Raw genomic sequence first — 22,781 nt, 5'->3', positions numbered from 1 at the left:
CTAGCGCAGCCCGGCAATCACCGGCGCACTGTCCGGACGCCAGCCTCGCCAGATTTCGAAGGCCTCGGCAGCCTGCTCCACCAACATGCCCAGGCCATCGGCGGTGGCGGCGGCGCCCTGTTGTTGTGCCCAGACCATAAAGGGTGTCGGCTCGCTGCCGTACACCATGTCATAGGCCACGGCATCATCCGCCAGCAATCCCTCGGGAAGCGCCGGCATGTCACCATGGAGGCCGGCAGAAATGGCATTGATGACCAGATCGAACTGACCGGTGAGGGTATCCAGTCCGCTACCCAGCACCGGGGGATTCTTTCCATCCATAAAACCGCGGGCCAGGATCGCCGCCTTCTCTTCCGTGCGGTTGGCAATGCGCACCAGCGTCGGCGCTTCCGCCAGCAGGGGACCCATCACGCCGCGCACCGCACCCCCCGCACCCAGCACCAGCACCCGCTTTCCATGGATGCCCCAGCCCAGATTGTCGCGGATATCCTTGACCATGCCGGCCCCATCGGTGTTATCGCCATGGAGCTGCTCGCCATCCCACCACAGGGTATTCACTGCCCCCGCCAGGCCGGCGCGCTCGGTGACCGCGTCACAGAGATCGAAGGCCTGCTCCTTGAAAGGCACGGTCACATTGGCGCCAAGCCCCCCCTCGTTACGAAAGGCTTTCACCGCCCCGGCAAAGTCTTGCAGCGGCGCTTCGCGTTTTTCATAGCGCAGATCCTCATCACGCTGGGCGGCAAACGCATGATGAATATCCGGCGACCGGGAATGGGCCACCGGATTGCCGAACACACAATACAAGGCCGTCATAACCACTCCCGATGGATCAGAAATTTCCGGTAAAGCTCGCTCTCCGCACTGTCCGGCTGCGGGTGCCAGTCATAGTCCCAACGTACCAGTGGAGGCAGCGACATGAGGATGGATTCGGTGCGCCCACCGGACTGCAGACCGAAGAGGGTGCCGCGATCATAGACCAGATTGAATTCCACATAGCGACCGCGGCGATAGAGCTGGAACTGACGCTCCCGATCACCGTATTCATGGTCTTTTCGCCGCGCCACGATAGGGCGATAGGCCGGAATGTAGGCGTCACCGACGCTGCGCATCAGCGCAAAGCTGGTCTCGAAATCAAAACGATTCAGGTCGTCGAAAAACAGTCCTCCCACCCCGCGGGGCTCGTCGCGATGCTTGATATAGAAATAATCATCACACCAGCGCTTGAACTCCGCATAGAGGCCTTCACCGAAAGGATCACAGGCCGTTTTGGCAGTCTGGTGCCAATGCACCACATCCTCTTCGAAGCCATAAAAAGGGGTAAGATCAAAGCCACCACCGAACCACCACACCGGCGCTTCGCCGTCTTTCTCGGCAACAAAGAAACGGACATTGGCATGGCTGGTGGGTACATAGGGGTTCTTCGGATGGATGACCAGCGACACCCCCATGGCCTGAAAACTGCGGCCCGCCAGCTCCGGCCGTGCGGCGGTGGCGGAAGGCGGCAACTGGCTGCCGAACACATGGGAGAAGTTCACGCCGCCTTTTTCGATCACGGCACCGTTTTCCAGCACCCGACTGCGGCCACCGCCTCCCTGCTCCCGATCCCAGCTCTCTTCACGGAAAGTGGCGCTGCCATCTTCCTCGGCCAGTTCCTCGCAAATGCGATCCTGAAGGCCCAGCAGGTAGTCTTTCACCGCCTGCAGTGATACCTCTGACATGCCGTCTCCCGGTTTGAATACGTGGCTTAAGCCCGCAAGATGCGGCCACTTTCCAGATCAATGATGGTAGAGGGTTTGGCGGCGCGGTCACAGGCACCACTGACAATAAAATCCAGGCGTTCGCCAAGCTGACGGGCCACCTGGAACTGATTGCGGGCCGCCGGGCGGCCACTGATATTGGCACTGGTGGAGATGATCGGATGGCCAACCGCCCGACACAGGTCACGGGCCAGGGGATGATCCGGTACCCGCACCGCCACCTTGCTGAAGGCACCGCGTACCCAGGCGGGGACGTTCTCCCCGGCCTCGACCAGATAGGTGCGCGGCGCCGGCCATTGCCCGGCCAGCTGCTCATGCTCACTGTCTGTCAGCCGCAGGTAAGGGGCCAGCTGGGACAGATCCGCACCGATCAGAATCAGGCCTTTGCTTACCGGACGCTCCTTGATCGCCAGCAGATGCATGACCGCAGATTCATTAAAGGGATCACAGCCGAGACCGTAAACCGACTCGGTGGGATAAGCCACCACCCCCCCGGCCTGAATAATCTGTGCCGCGCTATGCAGATGCTGATACATGACGAGCTCGCCCTGAGAGAAAGACGGGAAAATACCTTGCATCACAGGCCGGCTCAAGTCGCAGCCGCAATGGCATCCGGGTTTACAGGGGAACCCGCGTCACACGGACCGCGGCGAGGGCGTTTTTTCCCTCCTCCACTTCCGTGGTTTCACACTCCACCTCTTCGCCGGGGAGGAACTCCCATTCCTCGTCCTGCGGCATGGTGCCGATAATCCGGTAGCGCCTGCCGTCAACATGGACTGCCTCCACCGCACGCCACTCGCCCTGTCCTCGCAACAGGGGCACATAGATCTCGAACATGGCACACCTCGAACACAGACTCTGAACTTCCACCCTCCGCCCCACGCCGGAAAAGGTCAAATCCGAGAATCCACTGCCATGCCCGGACTAGGCCGCGCCACTGCGCTTCAGGTAGCCCCCGGCCACCCGCTCCACCCAGCCCTCGAGTTCTAGGTCGGCAAGCTGCCCGGCCAGCTCGGTTATCGGCAATCCCGTGCGGGCTTGCAGGGAATCCAGAGAGTTGAGGCCGCCGGTCAGATGCTGAAGCAACCCGGGCTGATCCGGCGCCCGGATTTCAGCGGCTTCGACGCTGCGCCGAAAGTCACCGAAGGCGTGGAAAATGTCCTCTCTGCTCTCCAGCCAGCTGGCCCCGTCACGCAACAGCTGGTGACAGCCCTTGCTCAGGGGATTATGGATACTGCCAGGAATGGCAAACACTTCGCGCCCCTGTGCCAGCGCCGTTCGCGCAGTGATCAGTGAACCACTCTTGATGGCCGCCTCCACCACGATGGTGCCCAGGCTGAGCCCGCTGATTACCCGGTTACGCTGGGGAAACTGGCCGGGCAGGGGCGGTGCGCCAGGGGCAAACTCCGTGACCAGCGCCCCACCGGTCTCCACGATCTGCCCGGCAAGGAGCGCATTTCGGGGTGGGTAGATTCGATCCGGCCCGCTGCCCAGCACCGCCACCGTGCGGCCCGTACTGAGCGCACCGCGGTGAGCCGCAGCATCCACACCCAGGGCCAGCCCGCTGACAATCACAAAGCCACCGGCGGCCAGATCCCGGGCAAAGCGGCGACTGTTATCCAGCCCATCCGCAGAGGCATTACGCGCACCGACCATGGCAAGGCCGGGCGCATTGAGCGCCTCCACACAGCCACGTACCGCCAGCACCCCGGGGGGATCGGCAATCCGGGCAAGCAGTGACGGATAGTCCACATCACCGAGGGCCAGCCAGCGCCATCCCTGCTCACGCAGTTGCTCGTAGTGCACGGCCAGGGAGCCGGTATTGTCCAGCAGCTTGCGACGCGCTTTCAGGCCAGCGGGCAACAGGGGCAGAAAATCGGCCAGCGCGGTGCTATCGATGGATTGCTGTTTGAGTGCACGGCCCAGGGCCGCGGACGACGGGGAAAACAACGCCTGCAACAGCAGGCGTTTGTATTGTCCGTCCATCGCTCACCTCCTTGTGTGCGTTTGACGGGTTGTCGGGGGGCCAGGACCCCGGCGGTGAGCGCTACCGCAAATGGATTGTCAGTAGCTACCTGCCGGACTCTCGGCGATATCGTTCAGGTAGATGGGGCGAGAAGACTCCATGATCAAGCCATAACTGACCTTGTCAAAGACCCGGAAAATCACCATGGAGCCGATCCTTTCTCGGGGCAGCCGCACCATATCGCCACGCTGGCGATCACGGACGGCTTCACCCTGACCGAACACATCCAGCACATTGCCTTCTTTCAGACCATCGCGCAGCCCCTTGTTGACCACCACCACGTCGTTACGCGCCACGCTGCTGATACGGTCAAAGAAGCGAATCACCTTGCCTTCGATCTTGGTGTCCGGGGCCGACGGATAGAGCACGGAACGCACCCGGCGATCCTCGGTGGAGAAAAGGCGATCATCGATGCGCAGATCTTCACTGGAGCGGGTAACCCGCAACGTCAGCATATCTTCATCATGGTCGGCCACACGGCCCAGACCGATCTGACGGGCTTCATAACCCAGCACTTCATTGGTGTCCGGATCGACATATTGCTCACCCACCCGGTAAAAGCCGTAGCCGCGCTGCAGATCCGCCCATTCATCTTTCACATCCCGGGCATAAACGGTATCCCCCTCACCGAAAATCACCCGACGGTCCCGGCCCCCGACAATATACGGCGCCTCGGCAATCTCCTCACGGCTGACCACCAGGCCTTCCTTCAGGTAGGCGGCGATGGCACCGGCGGGGATCGCAGGAATCGCTTCATCATTGGCGATTTCACGCACTTTCGGCGTGAGTTTGACGGTACCATTGGGCAGGGTCTTTTCTTCCACGCCCCGTTTCACGGAAAGACGTGGCTCGCCATTCACATAGGTCAGGCGAATTTCATCGCCAGGATAGATCAGGTGGGGATTGCGGATTTCTTCATTGATCTGCCAGATCTCTGGCCATTGCCAGGGTTCTTCCAGAAAACGGGCGCTAATATCCCACAGGGTATCGCCGTTCTTGACGAAATATTTGCCGGGATGCCCGTCTTTGAGCATGACCTGGGCAGCCGCCAGGCCGGATAAAGACACTAACAGCCCGAAGGCCAGGGCGCGCTGGACCGATTTCATCATCATCGGATTCCTTTTATCATTATTGGACTCATCCCCAAGAGCTGCCGTGGGCCGGTTTTTACGGACACGGTTTCTTTTGGATATTAGCAATGCGATCATATATTTAGCAACCGAAATTCGAGTGCTATCGCAACTTCCGAGAAGGTACATGGCCAAACTGGAAATACTGGAATTCCCTGACCCCCGACTACGCACGGTAGCAAAGCCGGTAGAAAAGGTAGATGACGAGCTTCGCAAACTCATCGACGACATGTTCGAAACCATGTACGCCTGCCCGGGCATCGGTCTGGCGGCCACTCAGGTGAACGTACATCAACGGCTGATCGTGATGGACCTGTCCGAAGATCAGTCCCAGCCGCGGGTTTTCATCAACCCGGAGATCACGCCGCTCACCGATGAGCTGGCCCCTTATGAAGAGGGCTGCCTGTCGGTCCCCGGCTTTTACGAGAAGGTACAGCGCCCGGCCCGGGTACGCATCAAGGCCCTGGACCGGGACGGCAACGCCTTCGAGGAAGAGGCGGACGAACTTCTGGCCACCTGCATCCAGCATGAGATCGATCATCTGGACGGCAAGTTGTTTGTGGACTACGTATCCCGGCTGAAGCGTGATCGCATCAAGAAGAAGCTGGAAAAACTGCACCGCCAGCAGGCTTGAGAGAGTTGCAAGTTGAAAGTTCAAAGTTGAAAAGCGCGGGCAAGTGCCAGGTTAACCTGCTTGCCGTGCCCGCGCTCTTACCTCGCAGCGCGGGCAAAGCCCGTGATTCCATGGCACCGCTCTCGAGCCGCGTTTCAACTTTAAACTTTTAACTTTCAACTCATCCGAACCACAACCACCCGAGGCTCACCTTGAAACCCTTACGCCTTGCCTTCGCCGGCACCCCGGATTTCGCCGCCGCCAGTCTGCGGGCGGTACTCGACAGTGACCACCAGGTGGTTGCCGTACTGACCCAGCCGGACCGGGCCGCCGGGCGCGGCAAGAAAGTCCAGCAAAGCCCGGTCAAGGTACTGGCCGAAAGCCACCAGATTCCCGTGCTGCAGCCGGAAAACCTGAAGGGCGAGGACATCCGCCAGCAACTGCGTGATTTGAATCTGGACGCCCTGGTGGTGGTGGCCTACGGCCTGATCATTCCCCAGGCGGTGCTGGACATTCCCCGCCTGGGTTGCCTCAACGTGCACGGCTCCCTGTTGCCCCGCTGGCGCGGCGCCGCTCCTATCCAGCGCGCCATCACCGTAGGCGACACGGAAACCGGCAATACCATCATGCAGATGGAAGCGGGCCTGGACACCGGCCCCATGCTGCTCAGCGAGCCACTCCCCATTGGCGACAGGGAAACCGGCGGCGAATTGCACGACCGCCTGGCCGCCCAGGGCGCCCGCCTGCTGGTAACCGTACTGGACGATCTGGAGCACTACCTGGGCAACGCTACCGCGCAACCGGACGACGGCGTCACCTACGCCCACAAACTGAGCAAGGCGGAAGCACGGCTGGATTTCCGCTTGCCCACCCGCGCGCTTTACAACCGCATTCGTGCCTTCAATCCCTTTCCGGTGAGCTGGGTACCCCTGAACGGTCAACCCATGCGTATCTGGAAAGCCAGCGAAAGCCCCCAGCCCGGCCTGGACAGCGATGAACCCGGCCACATCCTCAACGTGGACGACAGCGGCATCCAGGTGGCCACCGGCGATGGCGTGCTGATTCTTGAAGAACTGCAATTGCCCGGCAAGCGGCGCATGGCCGTGGCCGACCTGCTTCGCGGCAACCCGGATCTGTTCAAGGTCGGCAAACCGCTGGGTGACTCCATTGACAACGTCTGACCCGCGCCTGACCGCGGTACGCGTCCTCAACAGGGTGCTACCCGGCAAAGGCGACGGGGAAAGCCTGCGCGAAGTGCTGCGCGACTTTCCCCTGCAGGGCGCCGACGGCGGCCTGATGCGCGATATCTGCTTTGGCGTCTGCCGGCACCTTCGGCCCCTCAACCACTGGCTCAACCAGCAACTGGGCAAACCCCTCAAAGCCAGCGCCCAACCGGTGCGGCTGGCCCTGCTGGCCGGGCTTTACGAGCTCTGGTTCAGCGACCGTCCGGCCCACGCCATCGTCAACGCCTACCCCCAGCTGTGTCGCAAACTCAAAGCCCCCTGGGCCGCCGGGCTCAGCAATGCCATTCTGCGCAAGGCCAGCAAGCTGACGATTGACGATGCCGTCGCCGACGCCAGCCCCAACATCCGGCTCAGCCTGCCGGACTGGCTGTTCAGGCGCTGGCAACAGGACTGGCCCGTCGAGGCCGAAGCCATGGCCCGGGCCAACCTGCAAACACCGCCTTTCACCCTGCGGGTCAATCGCCGCCAGCAGCAGCGGGCCGGCGCCATTGCCGCCCTGGGTGACGGCGCCCGCCCCGGCGAACTGTCCCCCTGGAGCATCTACCTGAGCCCGGCACGGCCGGTATTCCAGCTGCCCGGTTTTGAACAGGGCGCCCTGTCGGTCCAGGACGAAGCCGCCCAGTTGCCCGGCGAGGTGCTGCAATGCCCGCCTGGCGGCCGCATTCTCGACGCCTGTGCCGCCCCCGGCGGCAAAACCGGGCAGCTCTGTGAGAAATTCCCGGATGCCGACGTGGTCGCCCTGGAACTGGAAGGCAAGCGGCTGGCGCGCATCCGGGAAAACCTGGCCCGCCTCAACGCTGACATCACTCTGCTGCAGGGCGATGCCAGCGACCCGCAGAGTTGGTGGGACGGCACCCCCTTCGATGCCATCCTGCTGGATGCCCCCTGCTCTGCCACCGGCATCCTGCGCCGCCAGCCGGATGTAAAATGGCACCGCAAGGCGTCGGACATTCCTGCACTGGTTGATTTACAAGCGCGCATGCTGGATGCACTATGGCCGCTGCTCAAACCCGGCGGCATGCTGGTGTATGCCACCTGTTCGGTACTGCGGGACGAAAACGACCACCAGGTCAGCGCCTTCCTGCAACGCCAGCCACAGGCCCGGGATGTGACGTCACGGCCGGAAGGGGCCACAATGGTGAGCGCGGGATGGCAGCTGTTCCCGCAACATCATGGGCCAGACGGTTTCTATCTGGCGTGTTTGCGCAAGGAATCGGGGGCGCTAGCGTAGTCCATGAAGATTATTATTCTCGGTGCCGGCCAGGTGGGCGGCACCCTGGCCGAAAACCTGGCCAACGAGCGCAACGACATCACCGTCATCGACACCGATGCGGAACGGCTGCGCGAACTGGGCGACCGCCTGGATATCGGCACCGTGCACGGCATGGGCTGTTACCCGGCGGTACTCAAGGATGCCGGCGCGGAAGACGCGGACATGCTGATCGCGGTCACCAATTCCGACGAGGTGAACATGATCGCCTGTCAGGTGGCCTACTCCCTGTTCCGCACCCCCTCGAAAATCGCCCGTATCCGCACCGCCCACTACACCAGCCGCGCCGACAAGCTGTTCAACGAAAACGCCCTGCCCATCGATGTGATCATCAGTCCCGAGCAGGTGGTCACCGACTATATCAAGCGGCTCATCGAGCACCCCGGCGCCCTGCAGGTAGTCAACTTTGCCGGTGGCCGGGTACAGCTGGTGGCGGTCCGTGCCTATTACGGCGGCCCCCTGGTAGGTAACGAGCTGCGCGAGCTGCGCAAACACATGCCCAATGTGGACACCCGGGTTGCCGCCATCTTCCGTCGCGGCCGCCCCATCATTCCCGAAGGCAACACGGTGATCGAAGCGGACGACGAGGTCTTCTTCATCGCTGCCAAGAACGATATCCGTGCGGTAATGAGCGAACTGCGCCGGCTGGAGCACAACTACAAGCGCGTCCTGATTGCCGGCGGCGGCAACATCGGTTACCGACTCGCCAAGAGCATCCAGCACCGCTACAACGTGAAAGTGCTTGAGCGCAGTCCCGGCCGCGCGGAATGGCTGGGTGAAAAACTGCACCAGACCGTGGTACTCCAGGGCCTGGCCACGGACCGGGACGAACTGCTCAAGGCCAACATCGAGAACACCGATGTCTTCTGTGCCCTGACCAACGATGACGAAGCCAACATCATGGCCTCACTGCTGGCCAAACGGCTGGGGGCGCGCAAGGTGATGACGCTGATTTCCAACCCGGCCTATGTGGATCTGGTCCAGGGCCACGATATCGACATCGCCATCTCGCCCCAGCAATCCACCATCGGCAGCCTGCTCAGCCATGTGCGCCGTGGCGATGTGGTCAACGTGTACTCCCTGCGCCGGGGGGCGGCAGAAGCCATCGAGGCGATTGCCCACGGGGACAGCAAATCCTCGAAAGTGGTGGGCCGGGCCATCGAGGATATCGACCTGCCGGAAGGCACCACCATCGGCGCCATCGTGCGCGGCGAAAAGGTGCTGATTGCCCACGATGATGTGGTCATCGAACCGGACGATCACGTGATCCTGTTCCTGATCGACAAACGCCGCACCCGGGACGTGGAAAAACTGTTCCAGGTCGGGTTTACCTTCTTCTAACGGCCGAGGCCACGCCAGCGCATGCATTTTGCACTGATCTCGAAAATTCTCGGCCTGTTACTGGTGGTGTTCAGCTTCACCATGATGCCGCCTGTCGCCGTGTCCTACTGGTATCAGGAAGGCAGCGAAGGCCCCTTCCTGGTGTCGTTCGTGATCACCCTGCTCCTCGGGCTGGCCCTGTGGCTGCCCTTCTTCAAGCACAAGGAAGAGCTGCAGACCCGCGACGGCTTCCTGGTGGTCACCCTGTTCTGGTCCGTGCTGGGCGTCATCGGGGCCTTGCCGCTGTATATCAGCAACGACGTGCCGGTGGGCTTCACCGATGCGGTGTTTGAATCCGTTTCCGGGCTGACCACCACCGGCGCCACCATTCTGTCCGGCATTGATTTTCTGCCCAAATCCATCCTTTTCTACCGCCAGCAACTGCAATGGCTGGGCGGCATGGGCGTGGTAGTCCTGGCGGTGGCCATTCTGCCCATGCTCGGCGTGGGCGGCATGCAGCTGTACAAGGCAGAAATCCCCGGCCCCATGAAGGATGCCAAACTCACCCCGCGCATCGCCGAAACTGCCAAGGCCCTGTGGCTGCTCTATCTGTTTATCACCGTGGCCTGTGCCGTGCTGTATTGGGCCGCAGGCATGACCATCTTCGATGCCATCTGCCACAGCTTCAGCACCGTGGCCACTGGCGGCTTCTCCACCCACGATGCCTCCATGGCCTACTGGGACAACCCCTGGATCGACTGGACCGCCACCCTGTTCATTCTGATCGGCGGCCTCAACTTTGCGCTGCATTTTGCGGTCTGGCGGGGCCGCTCATTGATTGCCTATGTGCGCGATCCGGAATTCCGCTTTTTCATGAGTCTGTTTCTGCTCTACACGGCGCTCATCACTGTCGGCCTGCTGGCCTTCGAAGTGGATGTGACCGCCGATGACGCCCTGCGCCATTCCGCCTTCCAGGTGGCCTCTTTCAGCACCGGTACCGGGCTGACCAGCACCAACGCCGCCGCCTGGCCAGGCTTTATTCCCTATCTGCTGATCTTCACCAGCTTCATCGGCGGCTGCGCCGGCTCCACCGGCGGCGGCATGAAGGCAGTGCGTGCCGCCCTGGTGTTCCACCACAGCATCCGCGAGCTGCGCCGGCTGATCTATCCCAATGGCATGTTCGCCTTGCGCTTTGGCAGCCACTCGGTACCCGACCGGGTGCTCCAGGCCGTATGGGGCTTTGTGGGGGTCTATATCACCCTGTCGGTCATCTTCACCTTGCTGTTCACCCTCACAGGCATGGATCTGACCACCGCGGTCAGCGCCGTTGCGGCCAGCCTCAACAATCTGGGCGTGGGTATCGGCCAGGTGGGTGGCGGCTTTGCCAACATCACCGACAGCGCCAAGTGGATGATGACGGTACTGATGGTGGCCGGGCGACTGGAAGTCTTTACCTTGCTGGTGCTGTTTACGCCCATGTTCTGGCGACAATAAAAGGCAGTTAATAGTTAACAGTGAATAGTTAATAGTTGCGCGGGCAGATGCCCTGCCAACGGATAGGCCGTGCCCGCGCCCACCAGGAAAAGCCCACCCAACCTTTCTACATTACCGCTGTAGGAATGGAGCGTAGCTGAGTAACGCACGAAGTGCGGCCCGAAGGGTGAGCGCAGCGAATGACGCCGCTTGAGGCAGGAAGGGGTTAACAGAAGCACCGCTATTCGCGATGCAAGCATCGGTTCCCGCAGTGGCTTTGCAGAAACGCAAAAGCCCCGGCAATGCCGGGGCTTTTGTTTTGCGCTATCCGCTGTGTCACGGCGTCATACTACTGGCTCTTCTCAAGCAGCCTGCAGAAATCGATCAGCAATTGGCGGTTCTTTTCATCGAGTGCACGGAAGTGACGCTGCAACTTCCCCATGTCGGTTTCCCAACCCGCAGGGGCAGGTTCGCCCACCCGGTTAGCCGATGCCGCCTCTTCATATTCCCGGTATAAATCAGACACGCGAGTGTCCAGAGATTTGGCCAACGCCTCCAGAAGCGCAACAGAAGGCTGCTGCATGCCGCGCTCCACCCGTGACAGATTGCTGGGATCAGTACCGGCTCGATAAGCCACCTCTTCCAGTGTTTCTCCCATCTTCAGACGGTAACGCTTGAGTATCTCGCCGATTGTCATGGCTGGATTTTCCAAAGCTGTCGGCATTGACACCATGCAAATCCGCACCTAGTATTTTGCGTATTACGCAAATCATCCGGTAACCACGACGGAGCAAGGGACGCACACGATATATCAAGGCGGAGGCAAGGTAAGCAGGATGCTTGGAAAATGGTTTGGCCAACGGAAGGTGCCACCACGACCTCAGTTCATAGCCCGGCAAGAACTCCACACCCTGGACCTTGAGCGCTACACTACGGTCTACGCCTATGGCTGCTCATCTATGGCTGCTCATCGCAAGTCTCCATGCTGATATGGCGCAGCAATACGCTTTGCTATAACCGCATGTTGACCGCCAACCCTGCCTCACCGCAGGAGGGCGAATTATTCATAGCCCTGCCAAACCTGCAAGACAGCCACCTGCAACCGCTGCTACGCCAGCTTGCCGCGCTCGACCCCCTGGACGAACAGCGACTCTGTGTTCCTCTGACAATTACCCCACTGAAAACCCTTCACCAGCGGTGGCTGGCGTTGCGCAACAAGACCCTGGGTTACTAGGCCCTTACCAAAGTCATTGCCCGTAACCGAAAAGGCCCCGGCGAATGCTAGGGCCTTTCGGGTTCAGCTATCAGTGATCCGTTGGCAATGCGCCATTGCCTTCAGGCGATATTGTTCACCCGCTTGGATTCACGGAACAGCTGGTCCAGCTCGCCTTCGTAGTAGGCTTCCACCCGCGGGTTCATCACTTTCTTCCACAGCGGCGGAATCATGGCCAGTACATACATGGTGGCGTAACCGGCCGGCAGCTGCGGACTCTCGTCGTAATGACGCAGCACCTGGTAACGACGCTTGGCATAGGCGTGGTGATCGCTGTGACGCTGCAGCTGGAACAGGGCCAGGTTGGTCAGCAGGTAGTTGGAGTTCCAGCTGTGGGCCGGCGTCACCCGCTCGAAGCGACCTTTCTCGTTCACACGACGGTGCAGGCCGTAGTGCTCAATGTAGTTGATGATTTCCAGTGCCAGGGCCGCGAAGAAGCTCTGACCCAGGAAGAACACCACACCCTGCCAGCCCCACAGCAGCCCGAAGGTCACCGCGAACAGGGCAGAAATGCTGTACCACCAGATCAGCTCGTTATGAATGCTGAAATTCTTTTTGCCCTTACGCTCCAGATATTCTTTCTCCAGACGCCAGGCATTCTTGAAGTTGCGCACAAACGCTTTCGGCAGAAAGTCATAAAGAGACTGGTTGTAACGGCTGGAAGACGCGTCATCCGGGGTGGAAACATGCACATGGTGACCGCGAACGTGCTCTACCTTGAAACCGGCATAGGTCACGGTGGACAGCAGCAGGCCGCCCATCCAGTTTTCCACCTTGGGGTCCTTGTGAATCAACTCATGGCCCAGGTTGATGGCGATGATGCCGCCCACGGTACCGATGGAAACGATCCAGCCGATCTGGCCCAGCAAACCATAGTCATTGGTCATGAAGACGTGGCCTGCGTAGAACAGCACCGCGATCCACACAAAACCCATGGCAATGGCGGACACCCGGTAGAAGATTTCTTCACTCATGGTGGGCACTTGTACCGCCTCATCGGGATTGGTCGGGTCTTTGCCGACCAGGAAATCCAGAATCGGGATAATCCCGAAGATGAAGATGTACATAAACCACGCCCAGTAGTCCTGGGTACCGCTTTCAACACCCACGTAGGCCGAGAACGGCACCAGCGGCACCATCAGCGCCCAGAACGTCAGGTAGCCGTATTTTTTCATTTTTAGCATTACGTCAGCATTCATGCTCTCGAACATGGCTCATACCTCGCTAGTTCAAGCCAAAAGTAACAGTCTTCAATGTGATGGTCAGATTATCCCTGATTTCTTGAATTGTCAAACAACTCAATTAGTGACATAGTAATGCCCTCGGAGGATAATTCTCGCCGAAGCCGAAAAGGACTGTTGTCATGTCGTTGAAAGCCGTCAGCCTGAGCGAACAGATTGCCCAGCACCTGGCCGAGCAAATCATCACCGGCACCCTGGCCCCCGGGGCACGATTGCCGGAAAACGAGCTGGCCAAACAGCTCGATGTGAGCACTAACTCACTTCGTGAGGCCTTTCGTGTGCTGGAAAAACAGCATCTGATCGAGCTGCAACCGCGCAAGGGCGCGCGGGTCTGCGACGTGAGCGACGAGCAAGTCCACGACCTTTACGACTTCCTGTTCATGCTGCTGTCGCGATTGGCCGCCCAGGCCGCCAGCAACTGGATGCCGGGCCAGATCGAAGATCTGGTGGAGATGCTGCCGCAGCTGGAACAGCACTATCAGGGCAACGATCTACCCGCCGCCCATCAGCTGGCATTCCGCTTTGTGGAACTGGCCACGGAACGTTTCGCCAACAACCGCTACCTGGCTGACGACATCATCGACCTGATTCCCCTGCTGAAGCGCTATACCTTTATTGCCCTGCAGGAAGAGACCTCTGAATTCGATGTGTCCCTGCAGCTGTTCAAGCGCTTGCTGATCAATGTGGTGGGCCGCAATGCCGAGGAAGCGGCGGCGGACATTCGCGAATACGGTGACAACCAGTACCAGATCGTACTGCGCGCCATCGCCAAACGCCGTAATGCAGCGTAGAAGCAGCTGCAAGCTGCAAGCTGCAAGCAAGAGGCTCCACCCTGAGCCACACATACAACGGTTAAACTGCACTTTGTTTTCCTTGTAGCTTGCGGCTTGAAGCTTGTAACTGACTTCCCCACACAATCCCCACAAAGCCTCCTTGTTGGCTTGCCATGCTGGCCCCCATCACAAGGAGGCCACCATGAAACTGACGTTTTTCTTCTCGCTACTGCTGCTGACACTCACCGCCCGGGCGGACTGGCAAGACGAGGCTGCCACCGGCGCCTTGCTGCTGGCGGATGACCGGGGACATATCACCGCCGCCACCCTGCTCGACACTGACGCTCACATCACCGTCAGCGGCCCGCTGGCGCGGGTCACGCTCACCCAGCGCTTCCACAACCCCAGCCAGCAATTTCGCGAGGGGCGCTACCTGTTCCCGCTGCCGGAGAACGCCGCCGTGGACGGCATGGTGCTGACCATCGGAGACAGGCGCATCGTCGGTCGCATCGACAGGAAGGCCGCAGCGGAACAGACCTACCGGGAGGCCCGCGCCAGCGGCAAGAAAGCCAGCCTGGTCAGCCAGCAACGCCCCAACCTGTTCACCACCGCCGTGGCCAATATCGCTCCCGGCGAAACCGTGCAGGTGGAACTCCATTTCCAGCAGACCCTGAACGTGGACGGGCACCGCTTTCAGTTGCGCCTGCCACTGACCCTGACGCCGCGCTTCACCCCAGCCACGGAAACACCCCATCCGCTGGATTCCCTGCTGCGCAATACGGTGGCGAACCCCGGCGGCACCGCCGAGGCCGGCACCGCGTCGGTCCACATCGATCTGGACGCCGGCAGCCGCCTGGCCACCCTGGGTAGCCCCAGCCATGCCATCCACTCGCAACGCCACGGGCGGCGCTACACCATCACCCCGAAAGCCGGCCCGGTACCCATGGACCGGGACCTGCTGCTCAACTGGGAACTGGAAGACACCGGCGAACCGCTGGCCACCAGTTTTTATGAGCAAATCGACGGCGAGCACTATGCCCTGCTGATGGTGGCTCCACCGGAAACCGGCCAAGCGACCACCCTGCCCCGGGAAACCCTGTTTATCATCGACAGCTCCGGCTCCATGGGCGGCGCCCCCATGCGCCAGGCCAAGGCCAGCCTGCAACTGGCCCTGCAACGTCTGAAGCCCGGTGACCGTTTCAACATCACCGATTTCGACAGCCAGCACACCCTGCTGTTTGAACAACCCGCCACCGTCAACGACGCCAGCCGCCAACAAGCGCAAGACTTCGTGGACAGCCTGCAGGCCAGCGGCGGCACCCATATGCTGCCCGCGCTCAGCGCCACCCTGGGCCAACCCATCAGTGACGGCTACCTGCGCCAGGTGATCTTTATCACCGACGGCGCCGTGGGCAACGAGCATGGTATCTTCCGGGCCCTGCACCAACAGCTCGGTGAAGCGCGCCTGTTCACCGTGGGCATTGGCTCCGCTCCCAACAGCCACTTCATGACTCGCGCCGCCCAGTTCGGCCGTGGCAGCTTTACCTACATCAACGACCAGAATCAGGTACAGCAGGGCATGGATACACTGTTCCGCCGGTTGGAGTCACCGCTGATGCGCAACCTGCAGGTAGCGCTCCCGGACGGCATCGTCGCCGAACACTGGCCGCAAAAACTGCCGGACCTGTACGCCGGCGAGCCACTGTTAGTGGCCATGAAACTCTCAGCCCCCACGGACCAGATCACCGTCAGCGGCTACCGGGACCGGCACTGGCAACAACAGGTGGCGCTGCCTGCCAACGACAACCACCCAGGCACCGGCAGTCTGTGGGCCCGACGCAAGATCGCCGACCTGATGGACCGTATCACCCTGGGCACCCCGGAAGCGGACATCGCCCCACAGATCACCGACGTGGCCCTGCGCCATCAACTGGTCAGCCGCTACACCGGCTTTATTGCCGTGGAAGACACCGTGTCCCGCCCGGCCCACGAGCCACTCCTGCCCGATACCGTTCGCAGCCAGGCTCCCCATGGCACACAACACCCTGCGGCCTGGCCCGGCACGGCAACACCGGCACCGCTGTTGTGGCGGCTGGCCGGCCTGATGCTGATCGCCAGCCTGCTGCTCTGGCTGCGCCAAGGGAGGCAGCCCCATGGCACGGCTTGAACGACGCCTGCGGATATTGGTCCTGGCGGCTCTGCTGGGACTGGCAGGCTGGGCCAGCTGGCTGGACGGAAAAGCCTGGCTGGCCCAGCACCTGATTGCCCACGCCTGGCAAACCACCCTGGACCAGGGCGTACCCCAGCGCCCCTGGCCCTGGGCGGACACCTGGCCGGTGGCACGCCTCACCACCCCCGCCGGCAAAACCCTCTATGTGCTGGAAAGCACCAGCGGCGAAGCACTGGCGTTCGGCCCCGGCCGACTGGCCGGCGGCATCGGCAGCGACCAGGCCCTCACCCTGGCCGGCCACCGGGATACTCACTTTGCCTTTCTGGAGACCCTGGAAAACGGCGATTCGCTAACCGTGCAACGGGCCGACGGCGCCAGGCATCGCTTCCAGGTCAGCAGCCAGGAAGTCGTCGACAGTCAGGCGCACCCATTACAGATCCCCCGCAACGACCGGCAGCTGATCCTGATTACTTGCTACCCCTTCGACGCGCTTACCCCCGGCGGCCCCCTGCGCTACGTCGTCATCGCTACGCTTACGCCGTAGGAGCGTCGCTGGCGGCGCGATCCACGAGCTCATCAACCACAAGGCCTCAAGAAAAAACCTCTGAACGATAAAAGGAATTCGCATGTTTATCGCCCACCTCCCCGCCGGCTACCTTTTGGCCCGCCACCTGCTGAAAAAAATCCGCACCCTCCCGGTCTCCCCCAGAGCCGTCACCCTCACCGCCATGGCTGGCGCCGTCGCCCCGGATCTGGACATGCTTTACTTTTATTTAATCGACAACGGCCAGACCCACCACCACAAATACCTCAGCCACTGGCCTATCCTGTGGATCGGCCTGCTGTGTGTCTCTTGGTTGGCAATGGGCCTGATGAAAAGAAAACCGCTCCCCTTTCTTGCCCTGATTTTTTCTGTAGGTGGCTTGCTGCACATTCTTCTGGACAGCGTAGTAGGCGACATCTGGTGGCTGGCCCCCATCGTGGACCAACCCTACGCCCTGTTCACCGTCCCCGCTCGCTTCCAGCCCTGGTGGCTCAACTTTGTTCTGCACTGGTCGTTTTTCATTGAGCTATTGATCACTGTCTGGGCGGCAAGAGCATCGTCATCGACGGCCCCTTCACAGAAACCAAGGAACTGATCACTGGCTACACCCTGATACAGGCCGACTCCCGCGAAGAAACCCTGGCCTGAACAAAACACTTTCCCAACCCGGCCACCAATGAAGGCATCGTGCAGATTGAAGTGCGGCAGATATTTGAGAAAGAAGATTTTGGTGACAGTGACGCGATTGCGCGATTTGGGAGGATGGGGACGATTGATTAAACCTGAGAAGAATCACCAGGCAGGAGGGCACCACCTCCGTTGGAGCTTTGCTCGCAAAGCGAATCCCTGAAGAATGGACAAGCCCCTTCGCTTTGCGAGCAAAGCTCCAACGGTACCCGACCGCTCATCAAGTCAGTACCATCCAGACACTTCCGGATCAGACTGGCAGGCTTTCAGCCCTGGTAGTCACTGCAACGCCCAAGTTTCTCGCTGGCGAGATAGGCACAGAACGCCTCAACGTCATCGTTGGCATAGGTATTGGCAATCAGCTCACCGGGAATCAGCCCCTCATCCCAGCGGGTCGCGATCACCCTGTGGCCCCTGTCTTCTTCATCCGCCGGATAAATATTCACCTCGGCGGTTGTCTGGTGAATATAAAGATCCCGAAGCGCCCGGGAACAGCGAAACTGCCCGGCGTCCGCATCAGCACTACACGCATAGCCCGCTTCGGAGAAAAATGTATCTGCTACTGAGAAGAGGCGCTCAGCGGTCAGATTTTCTGCTTCCTGTGGAGAAATGGTCCTGGGGGTATCACCTGTCACATTGGTACAACCGGATAGCACCGATAATGAGAGAAGGAATAGGACTGTTCTTGTCATGTCAGAGAATTCTCTTTACTCGCCGGCATATTGGTCTGACCACTGGCGGTGGCGACTCACATTTCTTACTGGCCAGTTTCTCGTGATGCCAACCGATGGATAAGTTTGCCACGACAGATAAGGTAATAAGATGCCATGGAGAAAAGCATAAGCTGGGATATTGCCGTTATCCCCTTGGACAGTACCGCTTTACGTAATGAGTCAGCGACGGAGGCCATTTCAGCTGATTGGCTGACTGCATCGGCAACATTAAGGTGGGCATAGATAGCACCAATCGCTTCAGGAATCGAAATGATGGCCAGCACCAGAAGATAGATACCAAATATTCTGATCGCAACCCAAATCCATTCGTCTTTATTCATTTTTCATCCTTATTGCGTAGCGCCTGCCATCATTCGCTTGTTGCATACATGGCATTGTTAGCCGAACACTAAACTTCAATATCATCGTCGACGATGACTTCAACGTTGCGAAATACACTGGGCAGCTCTTTCTTGAGCCTATACAGCGAAACCAAGGGACTTAGAACCTCGAATTTTGGTGACACTAACTCTGCACCGTCAATCTCGACACTCCAGCAAAGCCAGCGCACTTTCACCTCACCACCGTTTTCTGATTTCTCCCAAACTGTCTCATTAGCCACACTTACGTGTAATACACAGCCTGACCGCTCTATATCTGAGAGAGCCTGAGCTATACGCCTCAGTAAAGGAGAATGATCAATAGTAACGCTCACTCGTACTCCTACGCCCCGCGTAGCGGACAAATTGTAGCGACGAAGGAGCGGAAATTTGACCCTGCTGCCGCCACTTGTTAAGCAAAACAGCTACGATACCGCAACCAACCCAAGACCCACAGCAGGCCCCAAAAAGAATGCGACCACATACCGCCATTTAAGCCTTAAATTTTTCGGTAGGAAGATCCCTAGCGCAGCCCCTGCCACAGCCATTACACAATAGGGGAAAAAAGACATTACAAAAACAGCCATAAACATTGAGGGCTCTTCTTCCTGGCGAAGAGCATGACTTACGCCACCAACAATATAAAAAAGCAACAATGGCGTAAGAGCGCCGACCACAGGAGCAACTATTTTTCTCGCATTTGGTTTCTTTGTTGCAACATAGATGAGGGCAGCGGGCAAACCAAACTCGATCACAATTGCACCTGAAGTTAAATAATTATCCATGGCGCCCCTATGCTTAACGCCTAGCGAAGCAGGCAAATTGGAGAACGTAGGAGCGGAAATTTTCTCTGCCTGCCCACTTGTTATGAAAGCCCATACACCAGCCCAACTGCTATACAAACACCGCTAACGACTCCGATAGCCCCATGAAATCGCATGAGCTTTGGACTGCGGTTTACAAGGAATGCCAGTACGAGCCTGCTTTTTGGCAAAGCCCCTCCCCTTTGAAAATCACTTTATATCAACCAGTTAGCATTTTCTGTAAGCCATATCCTACAAGCCAGGAAGGTCCATCTGTTGAGCACGGTTTTTTGAAGGAGGGATCCCTGTGGATTGAGGTTCGCCATGCGAGCATAGCTCCTACGGGGCGAAGATCAGGGGCATAAAAAACGCGGCCGTAGCCGCGTTTTTTTGGTGCTGAAATCCTGAGGATTTATCGCCCGATAATTTCCCGGGAGATGATTTCTTTCATGATTTCGCTGGTGCCGCCATAGATACGCTGGATGCGGGCATCCACGTAATCGCGGGAGATGGGGTATTCCTGCATGTAGCCGTAGCCACCGAACAGCTGCAGACATTTGTCAGCGACCACGCCTTGCAGCTCGGTGGTGGTGAGCTTGGCAATGGAGGCGTTGGTGGCGGTGAGTTCACCACGGTCATACTGGTCGATGCACTGCTCGCCGTAGGCGCGGTTAACCACCACCTGGGCGTGCAGGTCTGCGAGCACGAAGCGGGTGTTCTGCAGGCTGGAGATCGGCTTGCCGAAAGCCTGGCGCTCTTTGGTGTATTCAATGGTGCGCTCGATCATGCCTTCACAGGCGGCGATGGCGCCCAGGGCCAGGATCAGGCGTTCGCGGGGCAGTTCGTTCATCAGGTTGGCGAAGCCTTTGCCTTCACCACCCAGAATCTGGTCGGCGCCCACTTTCACGTCTTCGAAGAACAGCTCGGAGGTATCCGCAGCGTGGTGGCCCATTTTTTCCAGGTTACGGCCGCGGGCGAAGCCCGGCAGGGAGCAGTCCACGGTGAACAGGGTCATGCCCTTGGAGCCGGCGTTGGGGTCGGTCTTGGTGGCGAGCACGATCACATCGCAGTGCTGGCCGTTGGTGATGAAGGTTTTCTGGCCGTTGATGCTGTAGCCGTCACCGTCCTTGTCGGCGCGGGTCTTCATGCCCTGCAGGTCGGAGCCGGCACCGGGTTCGGTCATGCCGATGGCACCTACGGCTTCGCCGGTGACCATTTTCGGCAACCAGGCCTGCTTCTGCTCTTCGGTGCCCAGGTGCAGGATGTAGGGAGCAACGATATCGGAATGCACGGAGATGTTGGAGGCCAGGGCGCCGTAGCCGGCACGGGAGGCTTCTTCCACGATCACGGCAGACAGGCGGAAATTGGCGCCGAAACCGCCGTATTCTTCCGGCACGTCCACGCACAGCAGGCCATTTTCGCCCAGCTTGTTCCACAGTTCACGGGGGAACATTTCGGCTTTTTCCCACTGGTCGTAGTGGGGGGCCACTTCGTTTTCCAGGAATTTTTTGACGTTGTCGCGGAACAGTTCGATTTCGTTTTGATCAAGCATTTCACACAGTCCTGTTGGTCCAAGGCGCCACCCCCAGACGGAAGGTGACAAAACAATGGGCCACATTCTAGCGGCCCAGGGTGAAGGCAACATCATCCCAGGGTGACTGTCCGGTCCGCTGTATACCGCAGTATCAGGGCGCGAGGCAGGAGGCACGCGCACCGAAAGGCGGAACCCGGGGCGTCGAAGCTCACTTCTCGCCCCTGGAATCTGATGGCTTCAGGACTACGGGCAGAGGCAGATTCAGAGAGCCCCGTTTCGAGTAGCGAAAAACAACTCAGGGAACCTGGCGCTTTTCGCGACTCGAAACTCGTCCCTCGCTCCTGCCTTATTGCGGCTCGATGCGAATCTCCGCCTTGAGGGAATTGGCCACGAAACAGTTGCGGTGGGCCGTGGCATGGAGCTTGTCCAGGGCGGCGGCATCCGGTTCCTGACCATCATCGAACACCACCCGCGGGCGCAGCACGATGCGGGTGATGGCCATGTGCCCATCCGCGGCCTTCTCCACGGTGCCAACAGGTTGATCGATGTAGCTGAGCACCTTGAGGCCCTGTTTGGCGGCAACCGACAGGAAGGTGAGCATATGACAACTGGAGGTGGCGGCAATGACCGCCTCGTCCGGGCTTACCCGGTTACCGCTGCCGAAGTAATCCGGTGAGGCCGAGGCCTGCACCACTTCACCGCCGGCGAAGGTCCATTCGTGTTCCCGGTTGAAGTGTTCGTAATCGAACGACGCGCCCGGCTTGAGATGCCAGGCAACCGTTGCACCGTATTCACTCATGATTTCGCTCCCTCTGTTGCATCACGGTTTTCTGTTCTCCTGCTTTAACCATGATCCCAGCCAATCGCTAATGCAACATTGTCGCGGATCAAATCTCCGGCTTCGGGGATAACAGGCAGCGCTCCACCTGATCCAGCACGCGGTTGCTGTACAACAGGGCGCAGTGACCCAGATAGGGCACATTGATGTTGGCTTCAGCGCCGTCGAGCACGGCGGTGGACACCGGCAATACAAAGTTATCCAGGTTCGAATAGATGGAGAAGAAGCGGGCACCACCGGGGCAGCTGCCGCCTTCCGCCAGCTCCTGCACAAAGGGACTCTGGTAGCGCATCTGCGCGGCAGAGCCCTGGGCCGGGAACAGGCCGGCAATGCGTGAACCATAGTGGGGGCTGCCCAGGGTGATCACCCGATCAACCTTGCCGGCCAGACCCAGGTTTTTCAGGGCGTAGCGAGTCAGCGGCCCGCCCATGGAATGGCAGATAATATGGGCTTTTTCCGCCCCGGTGGACGCCAGGATCCGCTCCACATGGTCATTGACCTGCTGGGCCAATTTACGCGCGTTGATGTGCGGCGGGGTGTAGCTTACCGAGTAGACATTGCCCCAGCCGCGCCATTTCAACCGCCATTGCATGAACAGGAAGTTGGCGCTGTTGCCGCCGTAGCCATGCACCAGAATCAGCGGGGTCTCCCCGTGGTGGCGGCTGCGCACCGGCGATGCATCGTGGATCAACCGCAGCGGATAACTGAACACCAGCACGGTGAGGCTGGCGGCTTCCTTGATGATGCCCACCACGGTCGGTAACAGACGCAGCGGCGGCTCATCGGGGAGCTGGGCCTGTTCGGGAAAGCTGCGTCGGTCGTAGAACCAGCACAGGTAGAACAACAGGGTGATGGACACTGTGCTGAGCACCGCCAGTGCCAGAAGAAAAATGATCAAACCCATCCTGTGATTACTCCGTTGTTGTTTTTACCGACGCTAGGCCAGTGCCGGGGCGGATGAAGCGCCGCTGGTATAACTGTCGGACAAGGCG

The 22,781-nt window shown here is 59.8% G+C and carries 26 protein-coding genes; 11 read left to right on the top strand and 15 right to left on the bottom strand.

Features of this window, described 5'->3' with window-relative positions; genetic code table 11:
- The 6 genes from aroE to A3714_RS02680 all read right to left on the bottom strand — a co-directional run bounded on the left by aroE (position 1) and on the right by A3714_RS02680 (position 4,895).
- Positions 1-813: a shikimate dehydrogenase gene (gene aroE / locus A3714_RS02705; protein WP_063508926.1), complete on the bottom strand. Its 813-nt coding sequence runs from the start codon at positions 811-813 to the stop codon at positions 1-3.
- Positions 810-1,718, bottom strand: coding sequence for an oxygen-dependent coproporphyrinogen oxidase (gene hemF / locus A3714_RS02700; protein ID WP_063508925.1), 909 nt, complete (start codon positions 1,716-1,718; stop codon positions 810-812). The genes aroE and hemF overlap by 4 nt, the downstream gene beginning before the upstream one ends.
- A gap of 26 nt (positions 1,719-1,744) precedes the next feature.
- Positions 1,745-2,293: an L-threonylcarbamoyladenylate synthase gene (locus tag A3714_RS02695; RefSeq protein ID WP_063508924.1), complete on the bottom strand. Its 549-nt coding sequence runs from the start codon at positions 2,291-2,293 to the stop codon at positions 1,745-1,747.
- A gap of 82 nt (positions 2,294-2,375) precedes the next feature.
- Entirely contained in the window at positions 2,376-2,594 is a 219-nt protein-coding gene (locus tag A3714_RS02690) for a hypothetical protein (protein WP_062814980.1), read from the bottom strand.
- 87 nt (positions 2,595-2,681) lie between these two features.
- A complete protein-coding gene (gene dprA, locus A3714_RS02685) occupies positions 2,682-3,743 on the bottom strand; it encodes a DNA-processing protein DprA (RefSeq protein ID WP_063508923.1) in 1,062 nt (353 codons plus the stop codon).
- A 78-nt stretch (positions 3,744-3,821) separates the two neighbouring features.
- Positions 3,822-4,895 (bottom strand): LysM peptidoglycan-binding domain-containing protein, encoded by a 1,074-nt coding sequence (locus A3714_RS02680; RefSeq protein ID WP_063508922.1) that lies wholly within the window; start codon positions 4,893-4,895, stop codon positions 3,822-3,824.
- Between the two features lie 145 nt (positions 4,896-5,040).
- On the opposite strand from A3714_RS02680, the gene def reads away from it, so the two are divergent.
- The 5 genes from def (at position 5,041) to A3714_RS02655 (ending at position 10,854) form a co-directional block, all read left to right on the top strand.
- Positions 5,041-5,547, top strand: coding sequence for a peptide deformylase (gene def / locus A3714_RS02675; protein ID WP_062814983.1), 507 nt, complete (start codon positions 5,041-5,043; stop codon positions 5,545-5,547).
- Between the two features lie 191 nt (positions 5,548-5,738).
- Positions 5,739-6,707 (top strand): methionyl-tRNA formyltransferase, encoded by a 969-nt coding sequence (gene fmt / locus A3714_RS02670; protein ID WP_063508921.1) that lies wholly within the window; start codon positions 5,739-5,741, stop codon positions 6,705-6,707.
- The gene (gene rsmB, locus A3714_RS02665; RefSeq protein WP_231866132.1) at positions 6,685-8,001 is read left to right on the top strand and encodes a 16S rRNA (cytosine(967)-C(5))-methyltransferase RsmB; all 1,317 of its coding nucleotides are present in this window, start codon (positions 6,685-6,687) and stop codon (positions 7,999-8,001) included. Before fmt ends, rsmB begins: the two co-directional genes overlap by 23 nt.
- A gap of 3 nt (positions 8,002-8,004) precedes the next feature.
- Positions 8,005-9,381 carry a Trk system potassium transporter TrkA gene (gene trkA / locus A3714_RS02660; protein ID WP_062814986.1) on the top strand — a complete coding sequence of 459 codons (1,377 nt, stop codon included), beginning with the start codon at positions 8,005-8,007 and terminating at the stop codon, positions 9,379-9,381.
- A gap of 21 nt (positions 9,382-9,402) precedes the next feature.
- Positions 9,403-10,854: a TrkH family potassium uptake protein gene (locus tag A3714_RS02655; protein ID WP_063509028.1), complete on the top strand. Its 1,452-nt coding sequence runs from the start codon at positions 9,403-9,405 to the stop codon at positions 10,852-10,854.
- A 328-nt stretch (positions 10,855-11,182) separates the two neighbouring features.
- Here the strand turns inward: A3714_RS02655 and A3714_RS02650 are convergent, their stop codons facing one another.
- Positions 11,183-11,530, bottom strand: coding sequence for a helix-turn-helix domain-containing protein (locus tag A3714_RS02650; RefSeq protein ID WP_063509027.1), 348 nt, complete (start codon positions 11,528-11,530; stop codon positions 11,183-11,185).
- A 285-nt stretch (positions 11,531-11,815) separates the two neighbouring features.
- Here A3714_RS02650 and A3714_RS02645 point away from each other — a divergent pair, with 285 nt between their 5' ends.
- Entirely contained in the window at positions 11,816-12,067 is a 252-nt protein-coding gene (locus tag A3714_RS02645; RefSeq protein ID WP_156493030.1) for a hypothetical protein, read from the top strand.
- Positions 12,068-12,168: 101 nt separating this feature from the next.
- On the opposite strand, the gene A3714_RS02640 is transcribed toward A3714_RS02645, so the two are convergent.
- A complete protein-coding gene (locus tag A3714_RS02640) occupies positions 12,169-13,317 on the bottom strand; it encodes an alkane 1-monooxygenase (protein ID WP_062814989.1) in 1,149 nt (382 codons plus the stop codon).
- Positions 13,318-13,469: 152 nt separating this feature from the next.
- Here A3714_RS02640 and A3714_RS02635 point away from each other — a divergent pair, with 152 nt between their 5' ends.
- The 5 genes from A3714_RS02635 (at position 13,470) to A3714_RS18385 (ending at position 17,482) form a co-directional block, all read left to right on the top strand.
- On the top strand, positions 13,470-14,138 hold the full coding sequence (locus A3714_RS02635; RefSeq protein WP_063509025.1) for a GntR family transcriptional regulator: 669 nt from the start codon (positions 13,470-13,472) through the stop codon (positions 14,136-14,138).
- 184 nt (positions 14,139-14,322) lie between these two features.
- Complete coding sequence (locus tag A3714_RS02630; protein WP_063525825.1) at positions 14,323-16,287, top strand: marine proteobacterial sortase target protein; 1,965 nt, start codon at positions 14,323-14,325, stop codon at positions 16,285-16,287.
- Positions 16,274-16,834 (top strand): class GN sortase, encoded by a 561-nt coding sequence (locus A3714_RS02625; RefSeq protein ID WP_063509031.1) that lies wholly within the window; start codon positions 16,274-16,276, stop codon positions 16,832-16,834. The genes A3714_RS02630 and A3714_RS02625 overlap by 14 nt, the downstream gene beginning before the upstream one ends.
- Positions 16,835-16,916: 82 nt before the next feature.
- Entirely contained in the window at positions 16,917-17,429 is a 513-nt protein-coding gene (locus tag A3714_RS02620) for a metal-dependent hydrolase (protein ID WP_063525824.1), read from the top strand.
- Positions 17,390-17,482 (top strand): YciI family protein, encoded by a 93-nt coding sequence (locus tag A3714_RS18385; protein WP_369798892.1) that lies wholly within the window; start codon positions 17,390-17,392, stop codon positions 17,480-17,482. Before A3714_RS02620 ends, A3714_RS18385 begins: the two co-directional genes overlap by 40 nt.
- Positions 17,483-17,787: 305 nt before the next feature.
- On the opposite strand, the gene A3714_RS02615 is transcribed toward A3714_RS18385, so the two are convergent.
- The 7 genes from A3714_RS02615 to A3714_RS02590 all read right to left on the bottom strand — a co-directional run bounded on the left by A3714_RS02615 (position 17,788) and on the right by A3714_RS02590 (position 22,693).
- Positions 17,788-18,213: a hypothetical protein gene (locus tag A3714_RS02615; protein ID WP_063510080.1), complete on the bottom strand. Its 426-nt coding sequence runs from the start codon at positions 18,211-18,213 to the stop codon at positions 17,788-17,790.
- Positions 18,214-18,278: 65 nt separating this feature from the next.
- On the bottom strand, positions 18,279-18,575 hold the full coding sequence (locus tag A3714_RS02610) for a hypothetical protein (protein ID WP_063510079.1): 297 nt from the start codon (positions 18,573-18,575) through the stop codon (positions 18,279-18,281).
- A gap of 68 nt (positions 18,576-18,643) precedes the next feature.
- Positions 18,644-18,949 carry a hypothetical protein gene (locus A3714_RS17665; protein WP_156493029.1) on the bottom strand — a complete coding sequence of 102 codons (306 nt, stop codon included), beginning with the start codon at positions 18,947-18,949 and terminating at the stop codon, positions 18,644-18,646.
- A 90-nt stretch (positions 18,950-19,039) separates the two neighbouring features.
- The gene (locus A3714_RS02605) at positions 19,040-19,399 is read right to left on the bottom strand and encodes a hypothetical protein (RefSeq protein WP_063526159.1); all 360 of its coding nucleotides are present in this window, start codon (positions 19,397-19,399) and stop codon (positions 19,040-19,042) included.
- Between the two features lie 430 nt (positions 19,400-19,829).
- Entirely contained in the window at positions 19,830-20,969 is a 1,140-nt protein-coding gene (locus A3714_RS02600) for an acyl-CoA dehydrogenase family protein (protein WP_062814999.1), read from the bottom strand.
- A gap of 328 nt (positions 20,970-21,297) precedes the next feature.
- A complete protein-coding gene (locus tag A3714_RS02595) occupies positions 21,298-21,750 on the bottom strand; it encodes an OsmC family protein (protein ID WP_063510077.1) in 453 nt (150 codons plus the stop codon).
- A gap of 88 nt (positions 21,751-21,838) precedes the next feature.
- On the bottom strand, positions 21,839-22,693 hold the full coding sequence (locus A3714_RS02590; protein ID WP_063510076.1) for a triacylglycerol lipase: 855 nt from the start codon (positions 22,691-22,693) through the stop codon (positions 21,839-21,841).
- Between the last annotated feature and the right edge of the window lie 88 nt (positions 22,694-22,781).

It is taken from the genome of Alcanivorax sp. HI0007, from assembly GCF_001635525.1.
GTDB lineage: Bacteria > Pseudomonadota > Gammaproteobacteria > Pseudomonadales > Alcanivoracaceae > Alcanivorax.
Note: the sequence above shows the minus strand (reverse complement) of the source record. Positions and strands in the feature narration are given on the sequence as shown.